Source organism: Mucilaginibacter sp. CAU 1740, assembly GCF_039839285.1.
Taxonomy (GTDB): Bacteria; Bacteroidota; Bacteroidia; order Sphingobacteriales; family Sphingobacteriaceae; genus Mucilaginibacter.
In genome coordinates this window covers 105,175-121,614 of record NZ_JBDOQS010000003.1, presented here as the reverse complement: position 1 = coordinate 121,614, position 16,440 = coordinate 105,175, and the positions used below count along the sequence as shown (strand labels likewise).

The following is a 16,440-nucleotide window of genomic DNA, read 5'->3' as shown; positions in this document are numbered from 1 at the left end:
GACTCTAAAAGTTCCTGACTCTAAAAACAATACTGATGCAAAACCATCCTGTATTTACAGATAACGATCCGCAAAGCGAACTATCAACCCTAAACCTGGGGCCAACACACCCGGCAACGCATGGTGTGTTCCAAAATGTGCTCCAACTGGATGGCGAGCGTATTGTTAGCGGCGTATCAACCATTGGTTATATACACCGTGCCTTCGAGAAAATTGCCGAACACAGGCCATTTTACCAGATCACCCCACTTACCGATCGTTTAAACTACTGCTCATCGCCCATCAATAACATGGGCTGGCACATGACGGTTGAAAAGCTTTTAAATATTCAAACTCCAAAACGTGTCGATTACCTGCGTGTAATTGTAATGGAGTTGGCCCGTATTGCCGATCACATTGTTTGTAATGGTGTATTGGGTGTAGATACCGGCGCTTTCACAGGCTTCTTGTATATGATGGAGCACCGTGAGGCTATTTATGAGATCTATGAAGAAGTTTGCGGTTCACGTCTTACAACCAACATCGGTAGGATAGGCGGTTTTGAGCGTAACTTTAACAGCAAAGCTTTTGATAAGCTGCGCGCATTTTTAAAGAATTTCCCTAAAACCCTTAAAGAGTTTGAAACACTGTTTAACCGTAACAGGATCTTTGTGGACCGTACCCGCGGTGTAGCAGAGGTAACAGCCGAAACAGCGTTAAGCTACAGCTGGACAGGCCCGATCTTACGCGCAACAGGTGTAGATTACGACGTAAGGGCGATGAACCCATACTCATCATACGAAGACTTTGAATTTGAAGTACCCGTAGGTGATACAGGCGACGTTTACAGCCGCTTTTTGGTTCGTAATGAAGAAATGTGGCAAAGCATGAGGATTATTGAGCAGGCGTTGGCCAAGCTTGATAAAGAGGACAGCACTATTTTCCACGCTGATGTACCTGAATTTTACCTGCCTCCAAAAGAGGAAGTATATAACAACATGGAAGCTTTGATCTATCACTTTAAAATTGTGATGGGTGAAATTCCAACCCCAACTACTGAAGTTTATCATTCGGTTGAGGGCGCAAACGGCGAGCTGGGTTTCTACCTGGTTAATGATGGTGGACGTTCACCGTACCGTTTGCATTTCCGCAGGCCAAGTTTCATCAATTACCAGATGTATGCACCAATGAGCCGCGGTATGTTATTATCAGATGCTATTATTAACATGAGTAGTTTAAACATTATAGCCGGAGAGTTAGATGCTTAGAGTTGACGAAGCACAGGAGCCGGTTGAATTTTCGCCGGAACTGATCAGCAAATTTGATGAGATAGTTAGCCGTTATCCGCAGGGAAAACAAAAATCGGGCTTATTGCCTATCCTTCACCTGGTACAGGCCGAGTTTGGCTGGGTGAGTGCCCCTGCAATGGATAAGGTTGCCGAATATTTAAGCATCCTGCCTATCGAGGTATATGAGGTTGCTACTTTTTACACCATGTACTTTTTACGCCCGCAAGGCAAGTACGTACTGGAAGTTTGCCGTACAAGCGGCTGCTGCCTGGTAGGTGCCGAAAAGATCATGGATCATATTGAAGAAACACTTGGTGTAAAAGAAGGTGAAGTTACTCCCGACGGCTTATTTAGCTGGAGAGGGGTGGAGTGCCTTGCAGCCTGCGGCTTTGGCCCGGTACTGCAAATTGGCCCTGAGTACACTTTTTATGAAAACCTGACCAACGAGTCGGTAGATAAACTGATTGGTGATTTAAAAGCGAAAGCTAAGAATTAAGCTATGGGACGGAAATTACTTTTAGAACATATAAACGTACCCGGCATCAATACATTTGATGTTTACCGCTCAAAAGGTGGCTATTCTTCTGTTGAGAAGGCATTGAAAATGACCCCTGAAGAAATTGTTGAGGAGGTTAAAAAGTCGGGCTTACGTGGTCGTGGCGGTGCGGGTTTCCCTACAGGTATGAAGTGGAGCTTTTTGGCTAAGCCGGAAGGTGTTGCACGTTACCTGGTTTGTAATGGTGACGAATCGGAACCGGGAACTTTTAAAGATCGTTATTTGATGACCTATATCCCTCACTTGCTAATTGAGGGGATGATCGTATCGAGCTTTGCGCTTGGTGCAAATACATCATACATCTACTTGCGTGGCGAGATGATGCCGCAGGTAAGGATCCTGGAGCGTGCCATCGCGGAAGCGAAAGCAAAAGGCTTTTTAGGTAAAAACATATTGGGTACCGGTTACGATCTGGAACTTTACGTTCAACCAGGTGGTGGTGCTTATATCTGCGGAGAAGAAACCGCTTTATTAGAGTCATTGGAAGGTAAACGTGGTAACCCGCGTATCAAACCGCCATTCCCGGCTATCGCTGGTTTGTATGGTTGCCCTACAGTGGTTAACAACGTAGAATCTATTGCTGCTGTTGTGCCTATCATTAATGAAGGTGGCGACGAGTATGCTAAAATAGGTATCGGCAGGAGCACAGGTACAAAACTGATCTCGGCTGGTGGTAACCTGAAAAAACCGGGTGTTTACGAAATCGAACTGGGTTTACCGGTTGAAGAGTTTTTGTATTCGGACGAGTATTGCGGTGGTATTGCCAATGGTAAACGCCTGAAAGCAGTTGTTGCCGGTGGATCATCAGTGCCAATTTTGCCTGCTAACCTCATCCTGAAAACTATCAATAACGAAGCCCGTTTAATGAGCTACGAGTCACTGTCTGACGGTGGTTTCGTAAGCGGTACCATGCTGGGTTCGGGTGGTTTCATCGCTTATGATGAGGACGCCTGTATTGTGAGGAATACCTGGAACTTCGCCCGTTTTTATCACCACGAAAGCTGCGGACAATGTTCGCCTTGCCGTGAGGGTACTGGTTGGATGGAGAAAGTATTACATCGCTTAGAGTATGGCCATGGCAAAATGAGCGATATGGACCTGCTGGTTGATGTATCTAAAAAAATTGAAGGAAATACGATTTGTCCGCTGGGTGATGCTGCGGCCTGGCCGGTGGCCAGTGCTATCCGCCACTTCAGGGATGAGTTTGAGTGGCATGTAACTAACGCGAGCGAAGCAACTTCAAGAAACTACGGTATAGCACACTATGCTGATCCGTTGAAAGTTGTGGAGACTGCGTAAATAATAAAGCGTCATTGCGAGGTACGAAGCAATCCCCAACTATACAGGGCGAATTTGCAATTGGATTAGCAACGACGGAGGTTTTTGAACTTCGGTTTAAAAACAGAGATTTTAGAAATTAACAAACGACGTTATTATTAAATGTCAATGAAAGTAACAATAGACGGAATAACCGTTGATGTAGAACCCGGAACAAGCATCCTAAATGCCGCAAGGCAGATAGGTGGCGATATTGTTCCGCCTGCTATGTGCTATTACTCTAAACTGGCAGGTAGTGGCGGTAAATGCCGTACCTGTTTGGTTAAGGTTACCAAAGGATCTGAAAAAGACCCTCGCCCAATGCCTAAGCTGGTGGCTTCATGCCGTACCGGTGTTATGGATGGGATGGAGGTGCAAAATATCACTTCGCCCGAGGTTGTTGAGGCCCGTAAAGGTGTAGTAGAGATGTTGCTGATCAACCACCCGCTTGATTGCCCTGTGTGTGACCAGGCCGGCGAGTGCCACCTGCAGGATCTGGGCTTTGAGCACGGCGCTGCCAAAACCCGTTATGAGTTCGATCGTCGTACATTCGAGAAAATTGATATCGGTGATAAGATCCAGTTACACATGACCCGTTGCATCCTTTGCTACCGTTGTGTTTTCACTGCCGATCAGATCACCAATACCCGTTTACACGGTATCCTGAACAGGGGCGATCATTCTGAAATTTCAACCTATATCAGCAAAGCTGTTGATAACGATTTTTCGGGTAACGTGATTGATGTTTGCCCTGTAGGCGCTTTAACCGATAAAACTTTCCGCTTTAAAAACCGTGTATGGTTCACCAAACCGGTTGAGGCACACCGCGATTGCGATAAATGCTGTGGTAAAGTTACCTTATGGTACAAAGGTGAAGACGTGATCAGGGTAACCGGCCGTAAAGATGTTTATGGCGAGGTTGAAGAGTTTATCTGCAACACCTGCCGTTTCGACAAAAAGAAAACTGCCGATTGGGTAATTGAAGGCCCACGCAAAGTATCTCATCAATCAGTGATCAGCTCTAATCATTATGAGTTTACACCGCTGCCGGTTGTTAAAACCAACCCGGTATTGATCGAGGCTAATAAAGAACAATTTGAAAGGGAGACCCGCTTATAATGGAAACGCCACAATTAATATTCAGTATCGTATTGATCGTAGTGATCTTCGCTATCAGCCTGGTTGTTGCTATGTACTCAACTTATGCCGAGCGTAAAGTAGCCGCGTTTTTCCAGGATAGGATAGGCCCTAACCGTGCCGGTCCCTGGGGTATTTTACAGCCTCTGGCCGATGGTGGTAAGATGTTTTTGAAAGAAGAGATCATCCCTACTAACGCAACAGGCTTTCTGTTCATTGTAGGCCCTTCGCTGGCTATTTTAACTGCCTGTATTGGTTCTGCTGTTATTCCATGGGGTTCGGCAATAACTATCGGCGGTAACACTTTTAACTTACAGGTTACCGATATCAACGTAGGTGTATTGTACATTTTTGGTGTGGTATCATTAGGTGTTTATGGCATTATGATAGGTGGCTGGGCATCTAACAATAAATACTCGTTATTAGGTGCTATCCGTGCTGCATCGCAAAATATCAGCTACGAAATTTCGATGGGCTTATCTATCATCGCCCTGTTAATGCTTACCGGTACGTTGTCCCTGAAAGAAATTGCAGAGCAACAACATGGTTTTCATTGGAACGTATGGCGTCAGCCACTTGGATTTATCCTGTTTTTGGTATGCGCTTTTGCCGAAACCAACCGCTCACCATTCGACTTACCTGAGTGCGAAACCGAGCTTGTAGGCGGTTACCATACCGAGTACTCATCAATGAAATTAGGTTTTTACCTGTTTGCCGAGTATATCAACATGTTCATTTCATCGGCAGTAATGGCTACCCTTTACTGGGGCGGTTACAACTATCCGTTTATGGATAATGTTGCGGCAAGTCTGGGTGCTAACCCTGCAGCTATCATTGGTGTAGTTGTATTATTCGGAAAAATATTCTTCTCTATCTTCTTCTTCATGTGGGTACGCTGGACAATCCCTCGTTTCCGTTATGACCAGTTGATGGATCTGGGTTGGAAAATTTTAATACCATTAGCCATTGCCAACATAGTGCTTACCGGCGTGGGCAGCACATTACTTACACACTTTGGATATTAATTAAATGGAACCATTAAGTAATAAAAGAAAAGTACTGGAAGTTAAGCCACTCAACTTTTTAGAGCGCGCTTACCTGCCGGCTATTGTGGGCGGTTTATCAACCACCATGAAACACTTTTTCAAAAAGCCGGTAACTATCGCTTACCCGGAAGAAAAACGTGAGTTTTCTGAAAACTTCCGTGGCATGCACTCGCTTAAACGCGATGAGAATGGTAAAGAGCGTTGTACCGCCTGCGGCCTGTGCGCTTTATCATGCCCTGCCGAAGCTATTACCATGACTGCCGCCGAGCGCCAGAAAGGTGAAGAGCATTTATACCGCGAAGAGAAATATGCCGCTGTGTATGAAATTAACATGCTGCGTTGCATTTTTTGCGGTTTATGCGAAGAGGCCTGCCCTAAAGAAGCTATTTACCTTGACGGGGATATTGTACCTGCCGATTACCTGCGTAAAGATTTCATTTACGGTAAAGACAAATTAGTAGAGGCGCCCTTAAATCAATAAAGAAGTTTTATACCTTTGCCTTGCCTAACAGGGTAAAGGTATTTTGTAAATAAAAACATGAGTACATTTTACTTCATCGCATTTTTGTCCATATTCTTTTCGATATTGGTGATCTCGGCCAAAAATCCGGTACATAGTATCCTTTATCTGATCCTTACCTTTTTTACTTTCACCATTCACTACATTTTGCTTAACGCGCAATTTTTGGCGATTGTAAATTTCATTGTTTACATGGGTGCCATCCTGGTACTGTTCCTGTACACACTGATGCTCATCAACCTGAATAAGGAAAGCGAACCTGTTAAGCCTTTTATGGTGAAACTGGCAGGTGTGTTTGGCGGCGGCATATTAGCTGTAGCCGTAGCATCATCGCTTAAACTGGTTGGTACATCAAACCCGGTATTGTTGCAAAACCCTGATCTGGGTTTGGTGAAAAACCTTGGTAAGGTATTATTTGATGAGTTTTTACTGCCTTTCGAAGTATCGTCGGTACTGTTGCTTTCGGCAATGGTAGGGGCGGTGTTATTGGCTACTAAAGAAAAAGAACCTAAAGCAGCATAATGGAAAGTTTAACAAATACTATGCACGCCGTGCCGCTTAATCACTACATTTTATTAAGCACCATCATTTTTGCTATAGGCGTAATGGGCGTATTGATCCGCCGTAATGCTATCGTGATCTTCATGTCGGTTGAGTTGATGCTTAACTCGGTTAACCTTTTGCTTACCGCTTTTTCGGTTTACAGGGGCGATGCAACCGGGCAGGTGTTCGTATTCTTCATTATGGCGCTGGCCGCTGCCGAAGTTGCAGTTGGTTTGGCTATCATCGTAATGATTTACCGCAACACCAACTCGATAGACATCAACGTACTGAACAGGTTGAAATGGTAGGACTTTGATCTCGGATTTCGAAATTTCCATTTCGGAATTGGATTGACAAGTTATCCTGATAAATAGAATATAAACACGTCATTATAACAGACGAAGCTATTTGCTTTTTGAGTAGATAATAAAAGTCGATGACGGATCTGATAATTAAACACGTATAGCTTAACGCTTAAAACGTACAACATCGAACATGGATAAATTAATCTGGCTTATTCCAATATTACCCTTAGCTGGTTTTATTATTAACGGACTTGGCCGTAATTCATTATCAAAAAGTGTAATTGGCTTTATCGGCAGTTTGCTGGTATTAGTATCATTTGGTTTAAGCATCGCTGCTTTTTTCCAGGTAAAATCAACAGGTGTACCTATCAACGTTAACTATTTTACCTGGTTTGCCGTTGGTACATTAAAATTCCCTTTCGCGTTTCTTATCGATCAATTGAGCGCTATCATGCTACTGATCATTACCGGTGTTGGTTTCCTGATCCACCTGTACTCGATAGGTTATATGCACGATGATGAAGGTTTTGGTAAGTTCTTCGCCTACCTTAACCTGTTCGTGTTTTTCATGTTATTGCTGGTTTTAGGTTCAAACTACCTGATATTGTTCATCGGTTGGGAAGGTGTAGGTTTATGCTCATACCTGCTTATTGGTTTCTGGTATACCAATCCGGATTATGCCGATGCCGCTAAAAAAGCTTTCGTAATGAACCGTATCGGTGACCTGGGCTTTTTGCTGGGTATGTTCTGCATTATTCACTTCTACAACAGTCTTTCTTTTTCAGAAGTATTGCCTGCTATCGCCACATCAAAAAAAGGTGTTGAGATTATCGCTATATGTTTATTCATAGGTGCCTGCGGTAAATCTGCACAGCTGCCATTGTTTACCTGGTTACCAGACGCGATGGCCGGCCCAACCCCGGTTTCAGCCCTCATCCACGCGGCTACCATGGTTACAGCAGGTATCTACATGATAGCCCGCTCAAACATTTTGTTTACACTGGCTACCGATACTACAGAGGTAATCGCTTACGTAGGTTTAGCAACAGCGCTTATCGCGGCGTTGATCGCGCTCACGCAAACAGATATTAAAAAGGTACTGGCTTATTCAACGGTATCGCAATTGGGTTATATGTTTTTGGGTTTAGGCGTTGGTGCTTACACCGGTGCATTCTTCCACGTATTAACTCACGCTTTCTTTAAAGCATTATTGTTCTTAGGTGCTGGTTCTGTTATCCACGCTATGAGTGGCGAACAGGATATGCGCAAAATGGGCGGACTGAAAGGTAAGATCAAAACTACTTTCACCACAATGATGATCGGTACCGTTGCTATTGCCGGTATCCCACCATTAGCTGGTTTCTTCTCTAAAGATGAGATCCTGGCACATGCTTACGCGCATAGCCCTATATTCTGGGGTGTCGGTGTATTGACCGCCATGTTAACTTCGTTCTATATGTTCAGGATGATGTACCTTACTTTTTACGGAAAATTCCGCGGTACTCATGAGCAGGAGCATCATTTGCATGAGTCACCTCCAACCATGACCATCCCTTTAATTGTATTGGCTATCCTTTCATGTTTAGCTGGTTTTATCGGTGTGCCGGAAGTATTGCACGGTCATCACGAGTTGGCTGCATTCCTTGAGCCGGTGTTCAAAAAATCGAACGAGATCCTGGGCGAGCATCATCTGTCTGAATCATTAGAGTATGCTTTGATGGGGACTTCAGTAGTATTGGCTTTGGCTGCTATGGCTTATGCCTATATGAAATATGCTAAAAACGGAAGCGTACCGGTAGCTGATACCGAAGAGCGCCCGGCATTGACCAGCATATCATACCACAAATTTTATCTGGATGAACTTTATGACCTGATCATCCGCAAACCGCTGGATTGGTTGTCTACCTTCTTCTATAATATAGTTGAGCGTTTAGGTATCGATGGTTTGGTGAATGGCATTGGTAAAGGCACTATCGAAACCAGTAAAGGTTTGCGCTTACTGCAAACCGGTAACGTAGGTTTCTACATATTTATCATGGTACTGGGCATTATCGCAGTGCTTTTGTACAGCGTATTTGGATTAACTAAAATATAAACGATAAGCGTTTAGCAACATAACATGACCGTTAGTATATTACTCTTTTTGCCAATAGTTGCCGCAGTAATAGTAGCCCTGCTTAAAAATGGGGTGGCTAAGCATGCAGCTTTATTCTTCTCTGTTGCCCAACTGGTAATAGCGCTTATATTTTTAAGCAAGTTTGTTCCGGATGCCTCTACACAATTCAGGATCGATGCACCGTGGATCCCTAAATTTGGTATCTACTTTAGTGCCGGTATTGATGGCATCAGCATGGTGCTGGTTTTATTAACCACCCTGCTTGTACCGATCATCATTTTAACCACCTATACCCACGAATATAACAGGGAAGGCGCTTTTTACGGTTTGATATTATTTATGCAGGCCGGCTTGCTGGTAGTATTTACCGCGCTTGATGGCTTTTTGTTTTATGTGGGATGGGAAGCAGCATTGATCCCGATCTACTTTATCTGCGCGCTTTGGGGCGGAGAAAACCGGATCCGGGTTACCATCAAGTTTTTCATCTACACTTTTGCAGGTTCATTATTTATGTTGGTAGCATTGATCTACCTGTACCTGCAATCACCTGCCGGAACTTTTGATCTGCATAACTTCTACACCATGTCGTTAGATGTTAAGCATCAAACGTGGGTGTTCTGGGCGTTTTTCCTGGCATTTGCTATCAAGATGCCTTTATTCCCATTGCACACCTGGCAGCCGGATACTTATACCGAAGCACCTTCGGGCGGTACCATGATGTTATCTGGTATTATGCTTAAAATGGGTATCTACGGTATCCTCCGTTGGATGATTCCGAACGCTCCTCTTGGTTTCTTCCATTTTCAGACATTAACTATTATCCTTGCCGTTATCGGTATTGTATATGCTTCAATTATTGCCTTTAAACAAAAAGAGGGCAAACGTTTGGTAGCTTATTCATCTATTGCTCACGTTGGCCTTATTGCTGCAGGTATTTTGGCCTGGAACATTCAGGGTGTACAAGGTGCCATGCTGCAAATGCTTAACCATGGTATCAACGTTGTTGGTATGTTCTTTATCTGGGATATCATTATCCGCCGCATGGGTACTCAAGATACAGACCAACTTGGCGGTATCGCTAAAGTAGCGCCGAGGTTTGCTATCGGTTTCCTGATCATTGTTTTGGGTACTGTAGGTTTACCATTAACCAATGGTTTTGTTGGTGAGTTCTTGTTGTTGAAGAGTGTGTTTACTTATGGTGCCGGTCACTTCGGTAACCTGGTGATCGCTGCATTTGCCGGTTCTACAATTATCCTGGGTGCTGTTTACATGCTGCGCATGTACAAGAAAGTAATGCAGGGCGAAACTAACCCGCTTACTGCTACTTTTAAGGATGTAAGCGGAGTGGAGAAATTTACGCTGTGCTTAATCTGTGTTTTAGTTATTGCTTTGGGTATATACCCGCAACCTATCCTGCATATATCTGAAGCTGCGGTTACCCAGCTGGTAAATGAAATAGGTGCAAAATTTACAATGTAGGTTTAAGATTTTAAAAAAAGAATGAATACTATAATCATCATATCTGTTTTACCTATAGTGCTCCTGTATTTAGGTTTATATAAAGCGCAAAAGGCGTTATTACCTGTTACTGTTATAGGTTTACTGGTTGCTTTGGGCGCGGCTTTATGCCAATGGACTCCAAAAGACTCTGCCGAGACACTTTACAGCGGTATGCTGCTGTTCAATAATTTTTCGGTTGTATTTTCAAGTGTAACTATCATTTCTACCATACTGATCCTGTTGCTTTCAAAAGGCTATTTTGAAAAGATCAGCAGGCATACGGCCGAGTACTACGCCATTATACTGTTTTCGTTAGCAGGTATCATTGTAATGGTATCGTTCAATAACCTGGTAATGATGTTTATCGGTATCGAGATCATGTCGGTAAGTTTATACATCCTGGCAGGTATCAAGAAGAGCGATTTCGCATCTAACGAGGCTGCCCTTAAATACTTTTTGATGGGTGCTTTTTCAACCGGCTTCCTGTTGTTTGGTATGGCTTTGCTTTACGGTTCTTCGGGTTCATTCAACATGGATGCTATCCGCGGTTATGTAGGCGAACATCCTCATATCGACCCAATGTTTTATACAGGTATCGCGTTGATCATTGTAGGGCTTTGCTTTAAAGTAGGTGCTGCTCCGTTCCACTTCTGGACACCAGATGTGTACGAAGGTTCGCCAACGCTGATCACCGCTTTCATGTCAACCGTAGTTAAAACGGCTGGTTTCGCAGCTTTCCTACGTTTGTTTTCGGCATGTTTCCAGCCGCTGTCTGATTTCTGGACCCCGATATTGATCGTTATTACTATCATCACCTTGTTTATCGGCAATATCACCGCTTTATATCAGCAAAGCTTTAAGCGTATGCTGGCCTTCTCAAGTATCTCGCATGCAGGTTACTTATTGTTTGCTATCGTTTCCTTAGGTTCGTCTTCAGCAAATTCAGTATTTGTATATGCTACTGCTTATTCAATTGCTTCTATCATCGCCTTTGGTGCATTGATATTGGTGCAGCAGCAGAATGGTAGCGATAACTTCGAAAGCTTCAATGGCCTGGGTAAACGTAATCCGTTTCTGGCTTTTGTACTTACGGTAGCAATGCTTTCATTGGCTGGTATCCCGCTTACAGCTGGTTTTATAGGTAAATTCTTCATGTTTACCGGCGCTGTATCCCGCTTCCATATTGGATTGGTGATCGTAGCGGTGATCAATGCTATCATCAGTATTTTCTACTACTTCAGGGTTATTATCGCTATGTATTTCCGTAGCGCCGAGCGCAATGAGGTTGCTGTTCCTGTTTACTATAAAGTGGTATTCGTGGTATCTGCAGTAGTTACTATCTTAATAGGTGTGTACCCAGATCTGATTGCCAGTTTCATTTAATCGGTATTGATAACTGCAAATTGATTTAATATTTGTAGTTTTACAGATATAGTGAATGGAAAGTTTTTGGGAATACCTTCAAAATTTAACGGACGCTCAATCCATAATAAGCAGGGGTGGTTTTTATCTCTTGCTTATTGTTGTTTTTGCTGAAACCGGTTTATTCTTTGGTTTCTTTTTACCGGGCGACTACCTGTTGTTTATGGCAGGTTTATTATGTGCAGCGGGGAAAGTTGATGTTTCCATATCAACATTGGTGCTATCGCTGATAGGAGCGGGCATATTAGGAAATTTTACGGGGTATTGGTTTGGCCGCCGAACGGGACCGGTTCTTTTTAATAAGAACGATTCACTGTTTTTTAAAAAGCGATATGTGACCATGGCCAGCGACTTTTACAACAAGTATGGCGGTATGGCACTTATTTTAGGGAGATTTTTCCCGATTGTTAGAACATTTGCGCCTATATTTGCAGGTGTTGTTAAGGTTGATATCAAAAGGTTCAGCCTCTATAACCTTATCGGTAGCGTAACCTGGGTTTGCGTGTTTACTTTAAGCGGGTTCTTTTTAGGGCGACGGTTCCCTCAATTAAAAGATTACCTGCAGTACATCATACTCGGATTAATAATAATTACAACAATTCCGTTGGTTATTGCTTTCGTTAAAAAGAAGGTCCTCGAAAAAAAGGACAGAACAGATTAATAAACTTTATATCTATTAAAATACATGAGCACTCAACATCCATGGCACCAGGTTTCGCCAGGTGACAACATTCCTGAAGTGGTAAACGCTATTATCGAGATCCCTAAAGGCTCGAAAGCAAAATATGAAATTGACAAAGAATCAGGTTTGTTAAAATTAGACCGTGTACTGTTTTCATCAGTAATGTACCCGGCTAACTATGGCTTTATTCCGCAAACTTATTGCGACGATAAAGATCCGCTTGATATTTTGGTGCTTTGCTCTATCGACGTATTCCCAATGTCTATCATCGAAGCAAAAGTTGTAGGTGTAATGCACATGGTTGATAACGGCGAGCAGGATGATAAGATCATTGCGGTAGCAAAAAACGACATGTCGGTTAATTACATTAACGATTTGAATGAATTGCCTCCACACGCCATGACTGAGATCGTTCGTTTCTTTAAAGATTACAAAAAGCTTGAAGGCAAAAACGTAACTATCGAACATTTGCTGGGTGTGCGCTATGCCCATAAAGTAATAGCCGAAAGTTTGGAATTGTATAAGAGTACATTCCCTGTTTACCAATCATAATTAAATGGGCCCCGAACATTACGAGATCAACGTATTTTATATTTTCGCTACCATATTTTTGGTATTACTCAATGGTTTTTTTGTGGCCGCCGAGTTTGCCATGGTTAGGGTTCGGGGTTCGCAAATTGAAATAAAAGCCAAGGGCGGCAGTGGCGTGGCCAAAGTAGCCCGCGGCATACTGCATAATTTAGATGGTTACCTGGCTGCAACGCAGCTGGGTATTACTATTGCCTCACTGGCCCTCGGTGTTGTGGGTGAGGAGGTGGCCACTAACCTTGTGGTACGCGGCTTTATGGGTGTGGGGATCACACTTTCGTCAGGTTATATTACAGCAAGCCATATTCTTGCATTCAGTTTCATTACTATAATGCACATCGTTTTTGGTGAGCTTGCGCCTAAATCGCTGGCTATTCAAAAATCGGTTCGCACGGTATTGGCGATTTCTTTGCCACTCAGGTTTTTCTTTATTGTTTTCAGGCCTTTTATCTGGGTGCTTAACAACTTTGCTAATTTTATTTTAAAGTTATTAGGTATCAGTGCTGTTGAAGGTGGAGAAAGTCACCACAGCTCGGAAGAGTTACAATACCTTTTGGAACAAGGTAAAGAAACCGGTGCTATCGATTCGAACGAGCATGAGCTGATCCAGAACGTATTTGATTTTAATGAGCGCGTGGTGAAAAATATCATGGTGCCCCGCACCAAGATCTCGGGTTTGGAGCTTACATCAACAAGGGAAGAATTGCTGGATATGATCATTGACGAGGGCTATTCAAGGATGCCCGTTTATGACGATGTGATCGATAAGATCATTGGTATAGTACATGCCAAGGATATCCTGCCATTGTTGGCCCGTAATAATGAGATCATCCTGAAGGATATCATCCGCAAACCATACTTCATCCCCGAAACCAAAAAGATCAACGATCTGATGGCCGAAATGAAGCTTAAACGCATTCAGATTGCAATTGTGCTTGATGAGTTTGGCGGTACTGCGGGTATGGTTACCCTTGAGGATATTGTTGAAGAATTGGTAGGCGATATCCAGGATGAGTATGATGAGGAGAAGCCGATAGTTGAACGTGTAAATGAGCGAGAGTTTATTGTAAACGCCCTGGCATCTATTTATGATGTGAATGAGCATTTGCCTCACGATCTGCCCGAAGATGGCGACTTTGATACCGTATCTGGCTGGGTTGGCGATATATTCGGAAAGATTCCGGATGTAGGCGAGCAGCGTGAATCTAACGGATACAATATTACTGTACTGAAAAAATCAGATCAAAATATTGAAGCGGTAAAACTTGAATTGCTGATCAATGAAGAAGATGCTGTAGATTTGCATTAATCTGCTTACTACTATGCATCTTTTTTATACACCCGATATCGATCCTTCACATCCCCAATATTTTCTTAGCGAAGAAGAGAGTAAGCATGCTATCCGTGTGTTACGTCTTGAAATAGATAGCACCGTTCAATTAATCGACGGAAGGGGAGGTTTGTACGAAGCGGTTATAGCAGATGCACATCCTAAGCGCACTATTCTCAAAATTACATCTGTAACTACTGATTTTGATAAGCGGAATCATTATTTACACATTGCGGTGGCACCCACAAAAAATATTGAGCGCCTGGAATGGTTTCTGGAAAAAGCTACTGAAATCGGTATAGATGAGATCTCGCTCATTATAACCCAGCGTTCGGAACGGAAGGAGGCAAAGGTTGATCGTTTAAATAAGATCATCACTGCTGCCATCAAACAATCGCTCAAAGCATATCATCCTATACTGAACGAGCCAATATCATTGAATCAACTGCTTGATAAACCTTTCGACGGGCAAAAGTTTATTGCGCATTGTGAACCGGGAGATAAACATGCCCTGAAAGACGTATTAAGCTTGCAGGGGCGTAGCCTGATACTTATAGGCCCCGAAGGAGACTTCTCACCCGCCGAGATAGATAAAGCTTTGCAAAACGGATTTAAAGCGATAACTTTAGGTACAAGTCGCCTGCGCACAGAAACTGCCGCGCTTGAAGCTTGTTTTGAGGTTAACTTTTTAAACCGGGTATGATAAAAGCAAAATTAGCAATGATTGCCTTACTGGTATTTATGGCAATGAGCAGCTTTAAGGCTCCTGCTTATAAAATTGCCCGGCTTAAATACAGCGGAGGAGGCGATTGGTATGGCGACCGCACCGCTTTGCCCAATCTCATTAAATTTTGTAACGAAAACCTGAAAACTAATTTCGACGAAGACGACGAAGTGGTTGAAGCAGGTAGCGCTTCACTATTCAATTACCCCTTTACATTTATGACGGGCCACGGCAACGTGATCTTTTCGGACCAGGAAGCCCGTAACCTGCGCAAATACCTCACCGGTGGTGGTTTCCTTCATATCGACGATAATTACGGGCTTGACCAATACATCCGCCCGCAAATGAAAAAAGTATTTCCCGAGCTTGATTTTGTGGAGCTTCCCCTTAATCATCCCATCTACCACCAAAAATATGAGTTCCCGAACGGCTTACCCAAAATTCACGAACACGATGGTAAACGTGCCCAGGGTTTCGGCCTCATTTATAATGGCCGACTGGTTTGTTTTTATACGTACGAATGCGATTTAGGGAATGGCTGGGAAGATTTTGGTACCTATGCCGGGGATACACAAGAAGCACGCCTTAAAGCGCTTAAAATGGGTGCCAACCTAATACAATATACGTTTACGCAATAGTTAGCTCCCGTTAGCTTATAGTAGGCGAAATAGGCGAGGCATGTACTTGATGGTTACATTTATTTTTAGGAATTATTAACTTAATAACCTAAATTTATAATATACCGATAACGCATCACCAATAATAACCTCCCGCATGTATCAGCTAAAAGTTAATGACCGCTACAATATAGAAACAGAAAATACCAACGGCGAGTTGCGTTTTAACGGGATCAAAAGCGAGGCGAACATTAGTATGCTGACCAACGGTATTTATCATGTCATAGATAATAACCGTTCATATAATGTAGAGGTAGTGAGTTTTGATGCGAATGGCAAAACTGCCGAAATAAAGGTTAACAATAACACTTATCACATTACCGCAAAAGACCAGTTTGATCTGCTGCTTGATAAGCTCGGCCTTAGCAGCTTAACCAGTGCGAAGGTTAGCGAAGTAAAAGCCCCCATGCCCGGTTTAGTATTAAAGATATTTGTTGCCAAAGGCGATGTTGTACAAAAAGGGGATAACCTGTTTGTGCTGGAGGCTATGAAGATGGAAAATATAATTAAGGCTCCCGCCGATGTAAATGTTGCCCAAATTTTAATAAAACCTGGCGATAAAGTAGAAAAAGGGCAGATATTGATGCAGTTTTAACTCCTGGTTATCGTTTTAAATATGCGATAATGATATTTTTTTAAGAAACGCAACGTGTTTTTGCGGTTTTTATTGTTTTTGCATATTTTTTTTACGAACTTACTGTCATACTTA

17 protein-coding genes are annotated in these 16,440 nt (G+C 43.0%); all 17 read left to right on the top strand.

Translation table 11 applies throughout. The features are described 5' to 3' along the window. Positions 1–35 precede the first annotated feature (35 nt). Complete coding sequence (locus AAFN85_RS08030) at positions 36–1,247, top strand: NADH-quinone oxidoreductase subunit D (protein ID WP_347526601.1); 1,212 nt, start codon at positions 36–38, stop codon at positions 1,245–1,247. Next, positions 1,240–1,764: an NAD(P)H-dependent oxidoreductase subunit E gene (locus AAFN85_RS08025; RefSeq protein WP_347526600.1), complete on the top strand. Its 525-nt coding sequence runs from the start codon at positions 1,240–1,242 to the stop codon at positions 1,762–1,764. Before AAFN85_RS08030 ends, AAFN85_RS08025 begins: the two co-directional genes overlap by 8 nt. Positions 1,765–1,767: 3 nt before the next feature. After that, positions 1,768–3,123, top strand: a complete 1,356-nt coding sequence (gene nuoF / locus AAFN85_RS08020; RefSeq protein ID WP_347526599.1) for an NADH-quinone oxidoreductase subunit NuoF — start codon at positions 1,768–1,770, stop codon at positions 3,121–3,123. 141 nt (positions 3,124–3,264) lie between these two features. Beyond that, on the top strand, positions 3,265–4,260 hold the full coding sequence (locus AAFN85_RS08015) for a 2Fe-2S iron-sulfur cluster-binding protein (protein ID WP_347526598.1): 996 nt from the start codon (positions 3,265–3,267) through the stop codon (positions 4,258–4,260). Next, complete coding sequence (gene nuoH, locus AAFN85_RS08010) at positions 4,260–5,303, top strand: NADH-quinone oxidoreductase subunit NuoH (protein ID WP_347526596.1); 1,044 nt, start codon at positions 4,260–4,262, stop codon at positions 5,301–5,303. The genes AAFN85_RS08015 and nuoH overlap by 1 nt, the downstream gene beginning before the upstream one ends. 4 nt (positions 5,304–5,307) lie before the next feature. Beyond that, the gene (locus AAFN85_RS08005) at positions 5,308–5,805 is read left to right on the top strand and encodes an NADH-quinone oxidoreductase subunit I (RefSeq protein WP_119407691.1); all 498 of its coding nucleotides are present in this window, start codon (positions 5,308–5,310) and stop codon (positions 5,803–5,805) included. A gap of 57 nt (positions 5,806–5,862) precedes the next feature. Further along, on the top strand, positions 5,863–6,366 hold the full coding sequence (locus AAFN85_RS08000; RefSeq protein ID WP_347526595.1) for an NADH-quinone oxidoreductase subunit J: 504 nt from the start codon (positions 5,863–5,865) through the stop codon (positions 6,364–6,366). Further along, complete coding sequence (nuoK, locus tag AAFN85_RS07995) at positions 6,366–6,695, top strand: NADH-quinone oxidoreductase subunit NuoK (protein ID WP_090533902.1); 330 nt, start codon at positions 6,366–6,368, stop codon at positions 6,693–6,695. The genes AAFN85_RS08000 and nuoK overlap by 1 nt, the downstream gene beginning before the upstream one ends. A gap of 187 nt (positions 6,696–6,882) precedes the next feature. Beyond that, positions 6,883–8,787, top strand: a complete 1,905-nt coding sequence (gene nuoL / locus AAFN85_RS07990) for an NADH-quinone oxidoreductase subunit L (protein WP_347526593.1) — start codon at positions 6,883–6,885, stop codon at positions 8,785–8,787. 24 nt (positions 8,788–8,811) lie between these two features. Continuing rightward, positions 8,812–10,287, top strand: a complete 1,476-nt coding sequence (locus tag AAFN85_RS07985) for an NADH-quinone oxidoreductase subunit M (protein ID WP_347526592.1) — start codon at positions 8,812–8,814, stop codon at positions 10,285–10,287. Positions 10,288–10,308: 21 nt separating this feature from the next. Continuing rightward, complete coding sequence (locus tag AAFN85_RS07980; protein ID WP_347526591.1) at positions 10,309–11,691, top strand: NADH-quinone oxidoreductase subunit N; 1,383 nt, start codon at positions 10,309–10,311, stop codon at positions 11,689–11,691. 55 nt (positions 11,692–11,746) lie between these two features. Next, positions 11,747–12,391 carry a VTT domain-containing protein gene (locus AAFN85_RS07975; RefSeq protein ID WP_347526590.1) on the top strand — a complete coding sequence of 215 codons (645 nt, stop codon included), beginning with the start codon at positions 11,747–11,749 and terminating at the stop codon, positions 12,389–12,391. 24 nt (positions 12,392–12,415) lie between these two features. Beyond that, positions 12,416–12,964 carry an inorganic diphosphatase gene (locus tag AAFN85_RS07970; protein ID WP_347526589.1) on the top strand — a complete coding sequence of 183 codons (549 nt, stop codon included), beginning with the start codon at positions 12,416–12,418 and terminating at the stop codon, positions 12,962–12,964. A 4-nt stretch (positions 12,965–12,968) separates the two neighbouring features. Continuing rightward, the gene (locus tag AAFN85_RS07965) at positions 12,969–14,309 is read left to right on the top strand and encodes a hemolysin family protein (RefSeq protein ID WP_347526588.1); all 1,341 of its coding nucleotides are present in this window, start codon (positions 12,969–12,971) and stop codon (positions 14,307–14,309) included. Between the two features lie 13 nt (positions 14,310–14,322). Next, a complete protein-coding gene (locus AAFN85_RS07960; protein ID WP_347526587.1) occupies positions 14,323–15,033 on the top strand; it encodes a 16S rRNA (uracil(1498)-N(3))-methyltransferase in 711 nt (236 codons plus the stop codon). Then, on the top strand, positions 15,030–15,692 hold the full coding sequence (locus AAFN85_RS07955) for a DUF4159 domain-containing protein (RefSeq protein ID WP_347526586.1): 663 nt from the start codon (positions 15,030–15,032) through the stop codon (positions 15,690–15,692). The genes AAFN85_RS07960 and AAFN85_RS07955 overlap by 4 nt, the downstream gene beginning before the upstream one ends. A 136-nt stretch (positions 15,693–15,828) precedes the next feature. Further along, entirely contained in the window at positions 15,829–16,326 is a 498-nt protein-coding gene (locus tag AAFN85_RS07950) for an acetyl-CoA carboxylase biotin carboxyl carrier protein subunit (protein WP_347526585.1), read from the top strand. Positions 16,327–16,440: the final 114 nt, after the last annotated feature.